Source organism: Mycobacteriales bacterium (assembly GCA_040902655.1).
Lineage (GTDB): Bacteria > Actinomycetota > Actinomycetes > Mycobacteriales > SCTD01 > SCTD01.
On record JBBDWV010000046.1, the window covers coordinates 1 to 17,064 of the forward strand.

The following is a 17,064-nucleotide window of genomic DNA, read 5'->3' on the forward strand; positions in this document are numbered from 1 at the left end:
CGAGTGGCTTAGGCAAGGGCCTGCAAAGCCCTGTACGCGGGTTCGATTCCCGCCCCGGCCTCACCACTGCAGACAACTCCACAGCACGGGCGATTGGCGCAGTCTGGTAGCGCGCTTCCCTGACACGGAAGAGGTCACAGGTTCAAGTCCTGTATCGCCCACAGAGAAACCGCAGGTCAGACGGGGTGCAGCCTCCCCGTCAAGATCGCGAAGTCACTACTGGTAGCCAAAGTGGTAGCCACAGACGTCGCAGAGTCACCGGCGTTCAGGGCCGTTCGCACGTGGGTGCAGACATCCTGAAGGCTGCCGGGACGTCAGCCCACCCGGAGGCACTCGACGCCGGGGAGGTCGCCGAAGCGGGCGCGGCTGTCCGACGTGACGACAGTGCGCTTCGTGGCCGCCGCTGTCGCGGCGATGATCAGGTCATGTGCCCCGCGCTGGGTCCCCGCTCGATGAACAGTCGCCAGCAGCCGGCCGTGGACCTGGGCGACAGCCAGGTCGTACTCCTCGACGGGGATCGTCGCGAGGACTCGTTCCAGGAAGGCCGCCCGAGCCGCACGTCGGCTAGCGCTGGCCAGCTCGACCCCCGTCCGCAGCTCAGCGATGCTGACCGCGGCGAGCGCCACGTCGTCGTCAGCTTCCAGGGCATCGGCCCACGGCGACCGGGCTCGCTCGGAGGCGATCAGGACACCGGTGTCCAGGATCAGTCGGCGGGCCATGCAGGGTCCTCCGACGTCACCGCACCTCGGGCCGCGGCCACGTGGACGGCGAAGTCCTCGTCGACGTCGTACGCCAGCAGCGTCAGGACCTCGGCTCCGTTGCCGACCGACGCGGGCCCGATCGAGGCGATCCGCTTCCCGCCCCGCGTGACCACGACGGTCTCGCCGCGCTCGACCTCGTCCAGGAGCGCAGCGAAGGACCTGCTCGCCTCAGTCGCCGTCACAGTCCGCATGCATATCAGATTATCCGATCCTCGCTGTTGTGGCGAGGGGCTCCGAGAAGTCGGCGCGTGCCGCATCGGCGATGGCGTCGACGTGACGCAGCACCTGAGTCCGCGCACGCTGCGCCGGAGCCTTGCTGGGTGACGCCCCAGGGCCCCGGCACTACCTGTAGGAGCCTAAACCGCCGCTACCGTACGCAGATGGTCGTTCTTCGTAGCATCCTGCTTTTCCTCGTCGCGGCCATCGCGGAGATCGGCGGTGCCTGGCTGGTCTGGCAGGGGGTGCGGGAGAACCGGGGACTGCTGTGGGTAGGCGGAGGCGTCATCGCTCTCGGCTTGTACGGCTTCGTTGCGACGTTCCAGCCGGACGCCAACTTCGGACGTATTCTGGCGGCGTACGGCGGCATCTTCGTCGCTGGCAGCTTGCTGTGGGGGATGGTCGTGGACGGCTTTCGCCCGGACCGCTACGACCTCTGGGGAGCAGGGATCTGCCTCGTCGGGGTCGCCGTCATCATGTACGCGCCCCGCAGTGGCGATCTCGACGCATAGGGAGTGGCCCACGTCGTTGGCCTGCGGCGACCCTGGGAGGTACGGCAGCAGAACACGCCAGGCGAGCCAGAAGCTATAGAAGCCCTACATGCCGTGACGTGGTTGTCGCCAGTGCTTCTGTCATCGTTCGTCGGCTGATGTCAGCATGACCGGCGATCGTCCGGCAGGACGCAATTGCGGCGTGAAGATTATCGGAAGTGCGGTTCTCAACGGCGGCGGTAGACGTCCCTGCGGTGGTCGACGTCGACGACGCGCACGAAGCCGACCTCCTCCTCTGCACCCTCGCGGCCGACATCCGCGGCCTTGTCGTGGATCTCGTACAGGATGCGGTAGCTGCCCCGGCGCGCCGACCACGTGCCGAGGAGCTCGCGCTGCAGCTCGTGGCCGACGCGTTGAGGTGCCCGAAGCAGGTCGCCGTGCACGAACTGCAGCACAGCCACTGCGACCGCCGGCGGCAGTCGTTCGCTCGAGGCGCGGGCCGCAGTGGCCGTGATCTCCAGCCGGTAGCGCGGCGGCGGGGTTCCGGTCAGCGGCCGGAAACCGCGAGCAGCGTCCGCAGCCGCTCGGCAGCCCTGGACCTGGCCTACTCGGGCGGCCCCCGAAGTGGATCATCTGGCGACTGGATGAGCAGCAGACACGCCGGCATGTCTGCTGCTCATCCAGTCCAGAGAAGATCACTGGCGAAGATGACCCGTTCTGTTGCCGGCGGGTGAATCATGAGAGCGATGTCCGTGAGGAGGGTCGGCCGCGCCCGAGAGGGCAGGATCACGTGCAGTCGACCTCGGGAGAGTCATGGGACTCGTACTGGCCTTGATCGTGCTCGCGCTTGTGCTCGGAGTGATCGGACTCGTGGTGCGGGCGGTCAAGTGGCTGCTCATCATCGCCGTCGCGCTGCTGGCGGCGGGCGCCGCGCGGGGGTTCATCGCCGCGCGTCAGCGAGGCGGAACACACTCGACCTAGGCGCACGCGAGAGAGCCGCAGCTGGTCGAGCTCCGGTGCGCCCCGGTCGAGGTGACCGACGTCAAGACGTCCCCGAGGGCTCCTGACTCGGCTCGGGCTCCTGACTCGGCTCGGGCTCCTGACTCGGCTCGGGCTCCTCACTCGGCTCGGGCTCCTGACTCGGCTCGGGCTCCTGACTCGGCGCGGGCTCCTCACTGGGCGGCGGCCGGCTGCTGGCCCCGGACGCGGGCAGGGGCGGTAGCGGCTGGGCCGACTCCCGCGACGGCTCCCGCGAGGGCTTCGCCGACGGCTCCGGCTCCGGCGTCCACGGCTCGGGCTCCCAGGGCGACTGCGTCGGTGCCGGCTCCACCGCATCCGGCGACGGCTCGGGCTCGACGGTGTCGTCATCCCCCTGCTGACGGGGAGAGGGTGGTGGTGCATTCGTGGCCGCCGGCGTCGGGGAGGCGACACTGCCGACATGGGCCGGAGCCGGGAACGGCTCCGGCGGCAGGTCGGCCAGGACAGCGGCGGTGTACGCACCCCAGATCTGCGCCGGCAGCGAGCCGCCGGTCACCGACACGACCCCGGCGATGTTCCGCAACGACATGTCCGATCGCGCGGTGTAGAGCGCTGCAGCAGTGGCGAGCCGGGGCGTGTAGCCGACGAACCAGGCCGCGGTGTTGTCACTGGTCGTCCCGGTCTTGCCCGCCGCCGCCCGGCCCGGCAGCTGTGCGGCCGTCCCCGTACCGCCGTCCACCACCTGCTGCAGGGCAAAGGTCACGTCGGCGGCGACGTCCTCGGGCAGGACCCGTTCGGTCGCCGGCTCCGCCTCGTGCAGGACGCTGCCGTCGCTGTCGGTGATGCGCTCCACGACGAAGGGCTCGGCGCGCAACCCACCGGCAGCGAGAGTCGCGTACGCGGTCGCCTGTTCGAGCGGCGTCACCGCCGTCACGCCCAGGCTCAGACTCGGCAGGAACCGCTCCCGGCCCAGGTCGGCGGTGATTCCCAGGGCCGCGGCCGTGTCGGCGACGGCCTCGGTACCGGCGTCGAGGCCCAGAGCGACGTACACCGTGTTCACGGAGTCCCGCGTTGCCTGCACCAGGTCGACGCGTCCGAAGTCCTGACCGTCCCCCTCGCCGTAGTTCTTGACGTCGTAGTCGCCGAACTCCTGCGGCGAGGCGCCGTCGTAGCGCGTGCGCAGCGAGATGCCCGCCTCCAGCGCCGCGGCGAGCACGTACGGCTTGAACGAGCTGCCTGCCTGCGCGCTGCCCTGCCGGACGGCGTCGAACGGACGCTCAAGGTAGTCGCGGCCGCCGTACGACGCGAGGATCCGGCCGGTGCCGGGCTGCACGGAGACCAGCGCGCGGTAGACACCCTGCGGCGCCTCCGGACCGGTGACCTCGTGCACCGCACGGGCTGCCTCGGCCTGTGCGGCGCTGTCGAGGGTGGTGTCGACCACGAGCCCGGACACCCCGACCTCGCCCTCGGTGTACCCGAGGGACTCGAGCTCGGCGATCACCTGCTGGATGAGGTATCCCTCCGGCCCGCCGTAGGTGTTGCCGGTGTCCGGCGGGAGCACCTCGGGGTACTCCATCGCCGCCGGCGGCCCCCGCAGCCAGCCCTCGGCGAACATTCCGTCCAGCGTGTATGTCCAGCGTTCCCGAGCCAGCCGCGGGTTGCGCGCCGGGTCGTAGGCCGACGGCGAGCGGAGCATCGAGGCGAGCACCGCCCCCTCGGCGGTGGTCAGTTCGGCGGCAGGCTGGCCGAAGAAGGAGTCGGCCGCTGCCTGGATCCCGTAGGCGCCCCGTCCGAAGTAGACGGTGTTCAGGTACCGCTCGAGGACCTGGTCCTTCGACCGGACCCGGTTGAGCTTGAGCGCGATGACGACCTCGCGCGCCTTGCGGCTCCAGGTGCGCTCCTGGGTCAGGAAGGCATTGCGCACGTACTGCTGCGTGATCGTCGAGCCGCCCTGCTCCACCCCGCCGCTGCGGATGTTGGTCCACAGTGCCCGCAGGATGCCACGCGGCGAGATTCCTGACCCGTCGTAGAAGTCACGGTCCTCGGCGGCCAGAACGGCGCGCACGGCATCCCTCGACACCTGTGCGAGCGGCACGCTCGTTCGGTTCTGCTCGCTCAGCCGCGCCAGCTCCGAACCGTCCGCGAAGCGCAGCACCGACGCCTGCGGGTTCCGCACCGAGTCCGGCGACGGCAGATCGGTACTGCTCCAGAAGTAGCCGGCGATCGCGAGCAGGCCCAGGATCGACAGGAGGGCGCCGGCGCCGGTGACCTTGGCCACGAGCACGAGCCTGCGCCGATCGGTCACGCCTCTCCGCCGGGCGGGGCGATGTCGGAGCCGCGGTGTACCTGCTGCTGCACGTGTCCTCCTCGCGATCTTCGAGGTTCGGGGAGTACCCAGAGGCTGGTGCCCGTGCACGCGCTGTCGTCGGGCGGTCACGGGATCGTGCGCGGGCTGACATGCCGTGCCGGGACCGCCGCCGGTCTGGTCGAGCCGGTCACCGGACCTCCCAAGGAGTGACCTGATCCGCCCTCTGCCGTGGGCGTAGGTCTGGCCCGCGCAGGGGTAGGGATCCGCCGAGGCCGAACCCGATCCGCCCGGAGGTACCCCGTGCAGCTGCGTGACCTGTCCGACGTCCTTGCCGCCGAGGGCCCCTTCGTGACGGTCCACGTGGGCGCCGAGAGTGCGGTCGAACAGGCCGCCGACCGCTACGAGACCGGGTGGAGGAGCCTGCTCAAGCAGCTCGAGGAGAAGGGTGTCGGCGAGCCGGTCCGCCAGGCGTTGTCCGCTGCCCGCGGCGAGCACGCCGAGGGCGAGGCCCGGCTCCTCGTCGCCAGCGTACCCGCCGCCGAGGTGCTGCTCGCCGAGCCGGTCTCCACCCGCCCGGCCACCGACCTCGTCCAGATCGCCCCCCTGCCCGACCTGCTCCCGCTCATGAGCGACCTGGCCGCCCGGGTGCCGCACGTCGTCGTGCACGCCGACCGGACAGGCGCCGACGTCGACGCCTTCTTCGACGTCGGGACGGTCGCCGCGGAGGTGACCGTCAGGGGCCGGACGCTGCACCTGAAGAAGGTCCCGGGCGGCGGCTGGGCCCACCACCGCTACCAGCACCGGACCGAGAACCAGTGGCGCGAGAACGCCAAGGAGATCCGCGAGACCGTCAGCCAGCTGGCCGAGCAGGTGGGCGCCGAGCTGGTCATCGGCGTCGGTGACGAGCGGGAGCTGATCTACGTACGGGAGGGGCTGCCCCAGCCGTGGAACAGCCGCTGGGTGGAGCTGCCCGGTGGCCGGAGCCAGGACGGCAGTGAGCAGCTCGTCCTCCAGCGCATCCGCGACACCGTGGCGCTGCACGCGGCGGCGGACACGCTCTCGTTGCTGGCGGACTACGCGCAGGAGCGCGGCCAGGACAAGCGGGCCTGCGACGGGCTGCCCGACGTCGTGCAGGCGCTGCGCAAGGCGCAGGTGGAGACGCTGCTGCTGACCACCGATCCGGACCAGCACAGCAGCCTGTGGTTCGGTGAGCAGCCCTCGCAGCTCGGCACCAGCCGCGCAGACGTCGAGGGCCTCGGTGCGACCACGGCGACGGAGGGGCCGATGATCCCGGTGCTGCTCCGTGCGGCGCTGGCCACCGGAGCAGACGTCCAGCTCGTGCCCCACCAGAGCGAGCAGGCTCCGCAGTCAGGTCTCGGCGCGATCCTTCGCTACGCCGACTCGGGCAGCTGAGCGGCTCGCGACGACCAGAAAGGGTCCCCCCCTTGCGCACTTGGCCCGGCTACGCCTACCCGCTCGGCGCAACCTATGACGGCAGCGGCACCAACTTCGCCCTCTTCTCCGAGGTCGCGGAGCGCGTCGAGCTGTGCCTGTTCGACGAGGAGGGCGCCGAGACGCGGATCCGGCTGCCAGAGCGGGACGCCTTCGTCTGGCACGGGTACCTGCCCAACATCGGGCCCGGCCAGCGCTACGGCTACCGGGTGCACGGCCCCTACGACCCGGCGAACGGCCACCGCTGCAATCCCAGCAAGCTGCTGCTCGACCCGTACGCCAAGGCTGTCGACGGCGACATCGACTGGGGGCAGGCGTGCTTCTCCTACACCTGGGGCGACGAGGACTCCTACAACGATGACGACTCAGGCCCCCACATGTGCAAGTCGGTCGTCATCAGCCCGTACTTCGACTGGGACAACGACCGCCACCCGCGCACGCCCTACAACGAGACCGTCATCTACGAGGCACACGTCAAGGGGCTGACGCAGACCCATCCCGACATCCCCGAGGAGGTGCGCGGCACCTACTCCGCGCTGGCGCACCCGGCGATGCTGGAGCATTACAGGAAGATCGGCGCCACGGCGATCGAGCTCATGCCGGTGCACCAGTTCGTGCACGACAGCCACCTGGCCGACCGCGGCATGCGCAACTACTGGGGCTACAACACGATCGGCTTCTTCGCCCCGCACAACGACTACTGCTCGTCGGGACAGCGCGGCCAGCAGGTGCAGGAATTCAAGGCGATGGTCAAGGACCTGCACGCCGAGGGACTCGAGGTGATCCTGGACGTCGTCTACAACCACACGGCCGAGGGGAACCAGCTCGGACCGACGCTGTCCTTCCGCGGTATCGACAACGCGAACTACTACCGACTCGTCGACGAGGACGAAAAGCACTACTACGACACCACGGGTACGGGCAACACGCTGCTGATGCGCAGCCCCCACGTGCTGCAGCTGATCATGGACTCGCTGCGCTACTGGGTGACCGAGATGCATGTGGACGGCTTCCGTTTCGACCTGGCCTCGTCCCTGGCCCGCCAGTTCCACGAGGTCGACCGTCTGTCGGCCTTCTTCGACCTGGTGCACCAGGACCCGATCGTGAGTCAGACCAAGCTGATCGCCGAGCCGTGGGACATCGGCTACGACGGCTACAACGTCGGCGGCTTCCCGCCGCTGTGGACCGAGTGGAACGGCAAGTACCGCGACACGATGCGTGACTACTGGCGAGGTGAACCCGAGACGCTGGCGGAATTCGCGTCGCGGCTCACCGGCTCGGCCGACCTCTATGAGACCGACGGCCGCCGTCCGTATGCCTCGATCAACTTCGTCACGGCCCACGACGGCTTCACCTTGCACGATCTGGTCTCCTACAACGAGAAGCACAACGAGGCCAACGGCGAGGGCGGCCAGGACGGCGAGAGCAACAACTCCTCCTGGAACTGCGGAGTGGAGGGTGACAGCGACGACCTCGAGGTCGTTGCGCTGCGCGAACAGCAGAAGCGCAATTTCCTCACGACGCTGTTCCTCAGCCAGGGCGTGCCGATGCTGCTCCACGGCGACGAACTCGGCCGCAGCCAGGGCGGCAACAACAACGTCTACGCCCAGGACAACGAGATCGCCTGGGTGGACTGGGCACGCGCCAAGGATTTCGAGGTCCTGACGGAATTCGTCTCACGCCTGTCGCGGCTGCGTCAGGAGCACCCGGTCTTCCGCCGGCGCCGGCACTTCCGTGGCCGGGCGGCCCGCGGCGGGACCGCCGAGGACATCGGCTGGTTCACGCCGTCCGGCGACGAGATGAGTGACGAGGACTGGGAGAGCGGCTTCGCCAAGTCCGTCAACGTCTTCCTCAACGGCGAGGGGATCCGGGAGCCCGACCCCCGGGGCGAGCGGGTCACCGACGACTCGTTCTTCCTGCTGTTCAACGGCCATCACGAGCCGATCGATTTCACCGTGCCCGACCTGGGTGCCGGTGAGCGGTGGGAGATCGAGATCGACACGGCCGCGCCCATGCTCGGCGACGTCGAGCCGCGGACGGTCAAGACCGGCGAGCCCGTGCAGGTGGACGCGCGATCGGTGCAGGTCCTGCGGAAGGTGTTCTAGTGCACCTGCCGGCCGAGGGCCGGGCCGTCCCGGTCAACACCTACCGGGTGCAGCTGAGGCCGGCATCCGGACCAGAGCCGGCCGGCCATCCCGGGTTCGGGTTCGACGACGCCGCGGCAGTGGTCCCCTACCTGGCCGAGCTCGGCGTCACGCACCTCTACTGTTCCCCCTGGCTGCAGGCGGCGCCGGGTTCAGCCCACGGCTACGACGTCGTGGACCACGCGAGGCTGAATGCCGAGCTGGGCGGTGACGCGGCGTTCACCCGGATGGTGGCCGCCTGCCGCGAGGCAGGTCTGGGCATCCTGCTCGACGTGGTGCCGAACCACATGGCGGTGAGCGAGCCGGAGTCGCAGAACGCGCAGTGGTGGTCGCTGCTGCGCGAGGGCCGGTCGTCGCCGTACGCCGACTGGTTCGACATCGACTGGGACAGCCGCGACAACCCCGGCAAGGTGCTGGTGCCGGTGCTGGGTGGCCCGCTCGGCGAGGTGGCCCACGAGCTCGAGCTGGGCGAGGACCGGATCCGCTATCACGACCACGACTTCCCGGTCGCCCCCGGCACACGGGTCGACGGCGACGTGCTCGCCACGCTGGACCGGCAGCACTACCGACTGTCCTCCTGGCGGATCGCCAGCGAGGAGCTGGACTACCGGCGCTTCTTCGACGTGACGACGCTGGCCGGTCTGCGGGTCGAGGTCCCGGCGGTGTTCGCCGCGACGCACGAGCTGGTGCTGCAGCAGGTCCGGGAGGGGGTGCTCGACGGGCTGCGGATCGACCATCCGGACGGGCTCGCGGAGCCGGGCGACTATCTCGACCGGCTCGCCCGGGCGACGGGTGGGGCGTGGGTCGTCGTCGAGAAGATCCTGGAGCCCGGGGAGGAGCTGCCCGCCGGTTGGGCGACAGCGGGCACCACCGGATACGACGCCCTCAACCGGGTGCTGGGACTGTTCGTCGACCCTGGGGGCGAGCTGCCGCTGACCGCGCTGTGGGTCTCGGTCACCGGGGACGACGCCTCGTACGACGAGGTGGTCGACGGCACCAAGCACCTGGTGCTCAGCGAGGTGCTGGCGGCCGAGGTGAACCGGCTGACCGAGCTGGCGCTGCGTGTCTGCCGCGCCGACCCGGTGCTGCGCGACACCACCCGCCGGGCACTGCGCGAGGCGCTGGTCGAGGTGCTGGCCGGCTTCGGTGTCTACCGCGCCTACCTGCCGCCGACAGGTCCTGCGGACGACGTCGCGCGGCACCACGTCGACCTCGCCGTCGCAAAGGCGAAGGCGACCCTCCCCCGCCGCACCGCCGAGATCGAGCTGGTCCGCCGGCTGGTTCTCGCCGAGGGGCCCGCGGGTCCGGCGGCCGAGGAGTTCGTGACGCGCTTCCAGCAGACCTGCGGACCGGTGATGGCCAAGGGCGTCGAGGACACCGCCTTCTACCGCTACTTCCGCCTGTCGGCGCTCAACGAGGTGGGCGGCGACCCGGGCCGGTTCGGCCTGCCGCTCGAGGAGTTCCACTCGGCGTGCCTGGTGCAGCAGCGCGACTGGCCGCTGTCGATGACGACGCTGTCCACGCACGACACCAAGCGCTCGGAAGACGTCCGGGCGCGACTGGTGCTGCTGTCGCAGTGCCCTGCGGAGTGGGGCGACGCGGTGACCCGGTGGCACGCCGCCGCCGCGCCGCACAGGACTCCCGCCGGTCCGGACGGGGCGACGGAACAGCTGGTGTGGCAGACGCTGGTCGGGGCCTGGCCGCTGACTGCCGACCGCGCCGCGGCCTACGTCGAGAAGGCGACCCGCGAGGGCAAGGCCCGCACGTCCTGGGTGGACCCGGTGCCGGACTTCGACGCGGCGGTGCAGGCGTTCGTGCGCGGGGTGCTGGCGGACGATGCGCTGGTGGCGGAGATCGAGGCCTTCGTGGCCCGGCTGACACCGGCGTGGCAGGTGACGGCACTCGCGCAGAAGGCCGTGCAGCTGACGATCCCGGGGGTCGCCGACACCTACCAGGGCACCGAGCTGTGGGACCTGTCGCTGGTCGACCCGGACAACCGGCGACCGGTGGACTGGCAGCAGCGCCGCGACCTGCTGGCCGGCCTCGACGGGCCGCCGGAGCTCGACGACGTCGGCGCCGCCAAGCTGCACCTGGTGTCGTGCCTGCTGCGGCTGCGGCGCGCGGATCCGGACGCCTTCCTCTCCGGTTCGTCCTACCTCCCGCTGGACGCCGGCCGCCGTGCCGTCGCCTTCGTACGTGGCGGGTGCGTCATGACGGTGGCGCCCATCCGTGCGCTCGCCGTCCAGCGGCACGGCTGGGGACAGGACACGGCCGCGCTGCCGGAGGGCAGCTGGCGCGACGTACTGACCGGCGCCGTCCACGACGGCGGTCCCGTCCCGCTCGCCCACCTGCTCGGCCGTTTCCCGGTCGCGGTGCTGCGGCGTGGCTGACTGCGGCCGACTGGGCGGCCGCCGACCGGGCAGAGCAGGCGCATGACGACGCTACGGGTGTGGGCGCCCCTGCCCGACACGGTCGAGGTCGACACCGAGGGCCGGCGGACCGCGATGAGCCGGCGGGAGGACGGCTGGTGGACCGCCGACATCGGCGGTCACGGGACCGACTATGCGCTGGTTCTGGACGGCGGCGAGCCGCGCCCCGACCCGCGCAGCGGGTGGCAGCCGCAGGGCGTGCACGGACCGTCGAGGGTGGTCGACCACAGCACCTTCACGTGGACCGACGACCGCTGGCGGGGAGTCCCCCTGCAGGGCAGCGTCCTCTACGAGCTGCACGTCGGGACCTTCACCGCGGAGGGCGCCTTCGATGCGGCTGCCGCACGGCTGGACCACCTCTGCGAGCTCGGCGTGGATGCGGTGGAGCTGTTGCCGTGCAACGCCTTCGCCGGCCGTTGGGGCTGGGGCTACGACGGCGTCGCGTGGTACGCCGTCCACGAGCCGTACGGCGGGCCGGACGGCCTGAAGCGCCTCGTGGACGCTTGCCATGCCCGGGGGCTCGGCGTGGTCATGGACGTCGTCTACAACCACCTCGGACCGGCCGGCAACTACCTGCCGGAGTTCGGGCCGTACCTCACCGACGCGCACAGCACCCCGTGGGGGCCTGCGGTCAACCTCGACCGGCCCGGCTCGGACGTCGTACGCCGCTATGTGATCGAGAACGCGCTGATGTGGCTGCGCGACTACCACGTCGACGGGCTGCGGATCGACGCCGTGCACGCCCTCGTCGACGAGCGCGCGACGCACCTGCTCGAGGAGCTGTCGGTGGAGGTCGACGCGCTGGGCGCGCAGTTGCGCAAACCGCTGTTCCTCATCGCCGAGAGCGACCTCAACGACCCGAGGATGGTGCAGCCGCGCCAGGCCGGCGGGTACGGCCTGGATGCCCAGTGGGCGGACGACGTGCACCACGCCCTGCACGCCAACCTGACCGGTGAGACCGCCGGCTACTACGCCGACTTCCACGGCCTCGCGGTGCTGGCAAAGGTGTTGTCCTCGGTGTTCCTGCACGACGGCAGCTGGTCGTCCTTCCGCGGTCGCACCCACGGCCGGCCGGTGCCGCCGGACGTGTCCGGCCACCGGTTCGTGGTCTACCTCCAGGACCACGACCAGGTCGGCAACCGCGCGACCGGGGACCGCCTGGCCGCGACGCTGTCCGACGGGCTGCTCCAGATCGGCGCAGCACTCGTCCTGACGTCGCCCTACACCCCGATGCTGTGGATGGGCGAGGAGTGGGGCGCCCGAACCCCGTGGCAGTTCTTCTCCGACCACGAGGGTGAGCTCGGGGAGGCGGTCCGACAGGGCCGCCGCGCCGAGTTCGCCTCGCACGGCTGGGACAGCGAGGACGTGCCCGACCCGCAGGCCGAACAGACGGTACGCGACAGCACCCTCGACTGGAGCGAGCTCGACCAGGAGCGGCACACGTCGCTGCTGGCCTGGACCCGGGACCTGATCGCGCTGCGGCGACGGCGGCCGGAGCTGAGCGACGGCCGGCGGGACCAGGTCGGGGTGACGCACGGCGCAGGGGGCGAGTGGCTGGTGATGCGACGCGGGACCGTCGCCGTCGTCTGCAACCTTTCGCCCGTACGAGCCACTGTGCCCCTCGAGGGCACCCCGCAGGCGGCCCTGCTGGCCAGCAGGCGCGGCTTCGTCTATGCCGACGGGCTGGCCGAGCTCGAGGGCGAGTCGGTGCTGGTGCTCGAGCTCGCCGGCTGACCAGGGTTGCCCGCGGCCGGCCTCGGGGAGGGGCCTGACATGCGGATCGTCGTCACCGGGGCCACCGGCAACGTGGGCTCGCAGTTGGTGCCTCAGCTGCTCGAGCACCCGGAGGTGAGCTCGGTCGTGGGGCTGGCCCGGCGCCTGCCGGAGCTCCCCGACCCGCGCGCCGAGTGGCACGCCCTCGACGTCGCCGAGGACGACCTCGTCCCCGTCCTGACCGGAGCGGACGTGGTGGTCCACCTGGCCTGGCTCCTGCAGCCCGCGCACGATCCGGACGAGATGCGACGCGTCAACATCCGGGGCACGCGGCGGGTCGTCGAGGCGGTCGGCACCGCGGGCGTCCCGGTACTGGTGCACGCCTCCTCGGTGGGCGCCTACTCCCCCGGGCCCAAGGACCGCCGCGTCGACGAGAACCACCCGACGCAGGGCATCAGCACCTCGACCTACAGCCGGCACAAGGCCGAGGCCGAGCGGATCCTCGACCGTTTCGAGCACGAACACCCCGAGCGCCGGGTCGTCCGCATCCGGCCCGCCGTGGTGCTGCAGGCGCAGGCCGCGAGCGCCCTGGCCCGCTACTTCCTCGGCCCGTTCGTCCCGCAGTCGCTGGTCCGTCCGAAGCTGCTCCGGTTCGTCCCGGCCGTGGACCGGTTGGCGATCCAGGTGGTGCATGCCGAGGACATGGCCCGTGCCTACGTGCTGGCCTGCCTGCGCCCGGTGACGGGAGCCTTCAACATTGCCGCCGAACCGGTGCTCGACCCGCCGACAGTGGCGGCGGTGCTGGGGGCGAGAACGGTCCCGCTACCCGCTCCGATCCTGCGCGGCATCGTCGACCTCGCCTGGCGGTTGCACCTCGTGCCGGCGGATCCAGGCTGGGTGGACATCGCTCGCCGGACGCCGCTGCTGGACACCACTCGCGCCCGCGCGGAGCTCGGCTGGAGTCCCCGGCACGACGCGGGCAAGGCGCTGCTGGAGACGGTCCACGCGATGGGCCGGCGCGCAGGTGGGCCGTCGCCGGTGCTCCGAGCGCGCACCGGCCTGCCGCGCCGGCTCTGCGAGGTCGCCCGGGCGCTGACGCCGGGCGCCAAGGGCACCGGCTGACGCCCCCGCCATCAGCCCTACCCCACGAGGAGCTGCCACCGTGGCCGACCAGTACACGCCGCAGAACCCGAGCGCCGTCTCCGCACAGCCGGGGCCCGAGCAGCAGGACCATCCCGGGCACGAGCACGCTCTGCAGACCCCGGCCGACCCGGCGAGACCTCCTACCGCGGGAGCGGGCGGCTGGCGCGCCGGCGCGCGCTCATCACCGGGGGCGACTCGGGCGTCGGCCGGGCAGTCGCGGTCTGCTTCGCCCGCGAGGGCGCCGACGTCCTGCTCTCCCACCTGCCTCTACGCGATGTTCTGGCTCTGCAAGGCCGCGATCCCCCACCCGCGTCCGGGCAGCAGCATCATCAACACCTCGTCCGTGCAGGCCTACTCCCCCTCACCCGGCCTGCTTGACTACGCGACGACCAAGGCCGGCATCGTCAACTTCACCCGCGGCCTGGCGCAGGAGCTGGCGCCCAAGGGCATCCGCGTCAACACGGTAGCCCCCGGGCCGGTCTGGACGCCGCTCATCCCGGCCACGATGCCACCGGACATGGTCGACGACTTCGGCTCGCAGACGCCGCTCGGCCGGGCCGGCCAGCCGGTCGAGGTCGCCGCCGCCTTCGTCTTTCTCGCCTCCGCGGAGTCCAGCTACGTCACCGGCGAACGCATCGGGGTGCACGGCGGCATGCCGCTGCCGTAGTCAGCGGACCTCCGCCTGCCTGGCCAGCGCGGTGAGGCGGCTGACCGCGCGCAGGTACTTCTTGCGGTAGCCGCCGGCCAGCAGCTCGGGGGGGAACAGCCGGTCCAGCGGGACGCCGCTGGCGAGCACCGGGACGTCGCGGTCGTACAGGCGGTCGGCCAACACGACCAGCCGCAGCGCCGCGGCCTGGTCGGCAACCGGTCGTACGCCGATCAGTCCGACGAGCCGCACCCCCTCCACGAGGGCGCCGTACCGCGAGGGATGCAGCCGCGACAGGTGCTCGAGCAGCGCGTCCGCGTCGTCGCAGGAGGCGCCGTCGACGGCGGCGACCCGCTCGCGGACGACCTCGTCCAGGACGGGGGGCGGCGCCTCGGGCTGCCCGCGGTGCCGGTAGTCCTCCCCCTCGACGCGTACCGGCTCGAAGTGGGCCGCCAATCCTTGGATCTCGCGCAGAAAGTCCTGGGCGGCGAAGCGACCCTCGCCGAGCGAGCCCGGCAGCGTGTTCGACGTCGCGGCCACCCGGACGCCGGCCTCGACCAGCTTCGACAGCAGCGTCGAGACCAGCACCGTGTCGCCCGGGTCGTCGAGCTCGAACTCGTCGATGGCGAGCAACCGGTGGTCGCGCAGGGCCTCGACGGTCGGCCCGAAGCCGAGGGCGCCGACCAGGTGCGTCAGCTCGACGAAGGTGCCGTACGCCCGCGGTTCCGGCGACTCGTGCCAGAGGGCGGCGAGCAGATGCGTCTTGCCGACGCCGTAGCCGCCGTCCAGGTAGACGCCGGGCCGGCCTGCCCGCGCCTTCGACCGGCCGAGCAGCCCCCGCCGCCGCGGTGGGGCGAGGGTGCCGGCAAAGGACCGCAGCAGCGCGACCGCGCGCTCCTGTGACGGGTGGTCCGGGTCCGGCAAGTAGGTCGCGAAGCGTGCGCCGGCGAACCTCGGCGGGGGCGCCAGGTCGGCCACGAGCGTCTCCGGCGGCACGACGGGGACCCGGTCGACCAGGCGCTGTGCGGGCACGGGCGCACAGCCTAGATCGGCTCAGCCGCCCTCGACATCACCCTCGACATCACCCTCGGCGTCCTGGCCGGCGTCGGCCTCCGGATCCGCCGAGCTGGACTCCCGCTCCGCACCGCCGGCGCCGGACGGGGAGCCGTACGTCGTACCGGGCCCCTCGTCCCCCGGCGAGAACTGGTCGGCGGTCCTGCCGGTGGCACTCAGGCCGGCGCCGGCGAGGTCGGGATCGGGCTGCGACTCGGTCATGCCAGCTCCCCTACCCCCGACCGGGTAGACGTCACCCGCGTCCTAGTCTTCGCCGCATGACCTCCACGACCGCCGGAGCCGACCCTGCCGTCGTCGGCCCGTACCTATGCACCGCCCTGGACGACCCCGGCTGGAGCGACTGCACAGTGACCCTCATCGCCGGCGGCAAGAGCAACCTGACCTTCCGCGTGGACGCAACGGCCGGGTCGGTGATCCTGCGCCGGCCGCCGCTGGGACACGTGCTGCCGACGGCGCACGACATGGTCCGCGAGCACACGGTGATGGCCGCACTGGCCGGCACCGCCGTCCCGGTCCCGCGGATGCTCCACCTGTGCACCGACCCGGAGGTTCTCGGTGCACCCTTCTACGTCATGGAGCGCGTGGCGGGCCACGTGTGCCGGGAGGCGCTGCCGCCCGGCTACGCGGACGAACTCGCCCAGCGCCGCAAGATCGGTGAAGGGCTGGTCGAGGTGCTTGCCGCGCTGCACGAGGTGGATCCCGCCACCGTAGGCCTCGCGGATTTCGGCCGGCCCGAGGGATACCTCGAGCGGCAGGTACGCCGCTGGGTGACGCAGTGGGAGGCCACCCGCATCGACGGTCACGAGGCGCTGGACACGCTCGCCACCGACCTGGCCGCCGGGATCCCGACGACGCAACGGCACACCGTGGTGCACGGCGACTACCGGCTGGACAACACGCTGCTGGACCCGGACCAGCCGGGTCGCGTCGCCGCCGTCCTGGACTGGGAGATGTCCACGCTCGGTGACCCGCTGGCCGACCTCGGCATCCTGCTCGGCTACTGGTCGCAGGCCGACGACGCCGGCGCGCGCACCTCGGCCGTCGTCGTGCCGGCCGCGACGATCCTCCCGGGCTTTCCCAGCAGGCGTGAGGTCGCGCGGCTCTACGCCGAGCGCACCGGCCTCGACCTGACTCCCCTACCCTGGTACGCCGCCTTCGCGGCCTTCAAGCTCGCGGTCGTGTGCGCCGGCATCGTGGCGCGGGTGCGCGGCGGGGCCATGCTGGGCGAGGGCTTCGACGGCATCGAGGACCGCATCGGGCCGCTGGTCGAGATCGGCCGCAGCACGCTGGCCGACCGGGAGGTCTGACCTCGGCGACGGGAGTCCGGCCACGCCTACGCCTACACCGGTTCTCGGTGCCAGCAGCGCCCGCTCGTGCGGGCCCCTGGCACCAAGATCAGCTCGCTGGCCCAGTGCCGGGCGTTCTCGGTGCCGGGCGTTCTCGGTGCCGGGCGTTCTCGGTGCCGGCAGTGCCTGCTCCGGGCACAGGCGTGGCACCGAGATGGATCGAGCAGCCCATCGAGCAGCCCATCGAGCAGCCCATCGAGCAGCCCATCGAGCAGCCCAGCGACCGCACCACCACGGCCGCTGCTGCCGGCTCACTCGGACGTGGCAGCACGTCGGGTGACCGGGCAGCCGCCAAGGGCACGCATGCCCTTGACTCGAACGTGCGTTCGAGTACTATGAGGACATGTCCCACGCCGATGATCT

The 17,064-nt window shown here is 71.5% G+C and carries 15 protein-coding genes, 1 tRNA gene and 1 pseudogene; 11 read left to right on the top strand and 6 right to left on the bottom strand.

Annotated features, from left to right (window positions below):
• Positions 1–87: 87 nt before the first annotated feature.
• A tRNA-Val gene (locus WD794_12995) sits at positions 88–161 on the top strand.
• A 153-nt stretch (positions 162–314) separates the two neighbouring features.
• Here WD794_12995 and WD794_13000 read toward each other — a convergent pair.
• Positions 315–719, bottom strand: a complete 405-nt coding sequence (locus tag WD794_13000; protein ID MEX2291229.1) for a PIN domain-containing protein — start codon at positions 717–719, stop codon at positions 315–317.
• Positions 704–943 (bottom strand): type II toxin-antitoxin system prevent-host-death family antitoxin, encoded by a 240-nt coding sequence (locus tag WD794_13005; protein ID MEX2291230.1) that lies wholly within the window; start codon positions 941–943, stop codon positions 704–706. Before WD794_13005 ends, WD794_13000 begins: the two co-directional genes overlap by 16 nt.
• 198 nt (positions 944–1,141) lie before the next feature.
• Here WD794_13005 and WD794_13010 point away from each other — a divergent pair, with 198 nt between their 5' ends.
• Positions 1,142–1,489: a YnfA family protein gene (locus WD794_13010; GenBank protein ID MEX2291231.1), complete on the top strand. Its 348-nt coding sequence runs from the start codon at positions 1,142–1,144 to the stop codon at positions 1,487–1,489.
• Between the two features lie 206 nt (positions 1,490–1,695).
• Here WD794_13010 and WD794_13015 read toward each other — a convergent pair whose 3' ends face one another.
• Positions 1,696–1,929 carry a type II toxin-antitoxin system RelE/ParE family toxin gene (locus WD794_13015; GenBank protein ID MEX2291232.1) on the bottom strand — a complete coding sequence of 78 codons (234 nt, stop codon included), beginning with the start codon at positions 1,927–1,929 and terminating at the stop codon, positions 1,696–1,698.
• A gap of 352 nt (positions 1,930–2,281) precedes the next feature.
• On the opposite strand from WD794_13015, the gene WD794_13020 reads away from it, so the two are divergent.
• Positions 2,282–2,449 (top strand): hypothetical protein, encoded by a 168-nt coding sequence (locus WD794_13020; GenBank protein ID MEX2291233.1) that lies wholly within the window; start codon positions 2,282–2,284, stop codon positions 2,447–2,449.
• Positions 2,450–2,510: 61 nt separating this feature from the next.
• On the opposite strand, the gene WD794_13025 is transcribed toward WD794_13020, so the two are convergent.
• A complete protein-coding gene (locus WD794_13025; GenBank protein ID MEX2291234.1) occupies positions 2,511–4,751 on the bottom strand; it encodes a transglycosylase domain-containing protein in 2,241 nt (746 codons plus the stop codon).
• A gap of 303 nt (positions 4,752–5,054) precedes the next feature.
• Between WD794_13025 and WD794_13030 the strand changes: the two genes are divergently transcribed.
• The 6 genes and pseudogenes from WD794_13030 (at position 5,055) to WD794_13055 (ending at position 14,302) form a co-directional block, all read left to right on the top strand.
• Positions 5,055–6,167 carry a Vms1/Ankzf1 family peptidyl-tRNA hydrolase gene (locus WD794_13030; protein MEX2291235.1) on the top strand — a complete coding sequence of 371 codons (1,113 nt, stop codon included), beginning with the start codon at positions 5,055–5,057 and terminating at the stop codon, positions 6,165–6,167.
• 32 nt (positions 6,168–6,199) lie between these two features.
• Complete coding sequence (gene glgX / locus WD794_13035) at positions 6,200–8,311, top strand: glycogen debranching protein GlgX (protein MEX2291236.1); 2,112 nt, start codon at positions 6,200–6,202, stop codon at positions 8,309–8,311.
• On the top strand, positions 8,311–10,740 hold the full coding sequence (gene treY, locus WD794_13040) for a malto-oligosyltrehalose synthase (protein ID MEX2291237.1): 2,430 nt from the start codon (positions 8,311–8,313) through the stop codon (positions 10,738–10,740). Before glgX ends, treY begins: the two co-directional genes overlap by 1 nt.
• 42 nt (positions 10,741–10,782) lie before the next feature.
• Positions 10,783–12,513 (top strand): malto-oligosyltrehalose trehalohydrolase, encoded by a 1,731-nt coding sequence (treZ, locus tag WD794_13045; protein ID MEX2291238.1) that lies wholly within the window; start codon positions 10,783–10,785, stop codon positions 12,511–12,513.
• 39 nt (positions 12,514–12,552) lie between these two features.
• On the top strand, positions 12,553–13,614 hold the full coding sequence (locus tag WD794_13050) for an NAD-dependent epimerase/dehydratase family protein (protein MEX2291239.1): 1,062 nt from the start codon (positions 12,553–12,555) through the stop codon (positions 13,612–13,614).
• Positions 13,615–13,744: 130 nt separating this feature from the next.
• A pseudogene (locus WD794_13055) lies at positions 13,745–14,302 on the top strand (SDR family oxidoreductase).
• On the opposite strand, the gene zapE reads toward WD794_13055, so the two are convergent.
• Positions 14,303–15,313: a cell division protein ZapE gene (zapE, locus tag WD794_13060; GenBank protein ID MEX2291240.1), complete on the bottom strand. Its 1,011-nt coding sequence runs from the start codon at positions 15,311–15,313 to the stop codon at positions 14,303–14,305.
• Between the two features lie 21 nt (positions 15,314–15,334).
• Positions 15,335–15,556 (bottom strand): hypothetical protein, encoded by a 222-nt coding sequence (locus WD794_13065; protein MEX2291241.1) that lies wholly within the window; start codon positions 15,554–15,556, stop codon positions 15,335–15,337.
• 56 nt (positions 15,557–15,612) lie between these two features.
• Between WD794_13065 and WD794_13070 the strand changes: the two genes are divergently transcribed.
• Both WD794_13070 and WD794_13075 read left to right on the top strand, forming a co-directional pair.
• On the top strand, positions 15,613–16,662 hold the full coding sequence (locus tag WD794_13070) for a phosphotransferase family protein (protein MEX2291242.1): 1,050 nt from the start codon (positions 15,613–15,615) through the stop codon (positions 16,660–16,662).
• A 182-nt stretch (positions 16,663–16,844) separates the two neighbouring features.
• A partial coding sequence (locus tag WD794_13075; protein ID MEX2291243.1) for a hypothetical protein occupies positions 16,845–17,064 on the top strand: 220 nt, incomplete at its 3' end.

Excerpts from the sequence above, each read along its gene's own strand:
- WD794_13000 (MEX2291229.1), bottom strand. The coding sequence starts at position 719 with ATGGCCCGCCGACTGATCCTGGACACCGGTGTCCTGATCGCCTCCGAG.
- WD794_13010 (MEX2291231.1), top strand. The coding sequence starts at position 1,142 with ATGGTCGTTCTTCGTAGCATCCTGCTTTTCCTCGTCGCGGCCATCGCG.
- WD794_13020 (MEX2291233.1), top strand. The coding sequence starts at position 2,282 with ATGGGACTCGTACTGGCCTTGATCGTGCTCGCGCTTGTGCTCGGAGTG.
- treZ (MEX2291238.1), top strand. The coding sequence starts at position 10,783 with ATGACGACGCTACGGGTGTGGGCGCCCCTGCCCGACACGGTCGAGGTC.
- WD794_13050 (MEX2291239.1), top strand. The coding sequence starts at position 12,553 with ATGCGGATCGTCGTCACCGGGGCCACCGGCAACGTGGGCTCGCAGTTG.
- WD794_13065 (MEX2291241.1), bottom strand. The coding sequence starts at position 15,556 with ATGACCGAGTCGCAGCCCGATCCCGACCTCGCCGGCGCCGGCCTGAGT.
- WD794_13070 (MEX2291242.1), top strand. The coding sequence starts at position 15,613 with ATGACCTCCACGACCGCCGGAGCCGACCCTGCCGTCGTCGGCCCGTAC.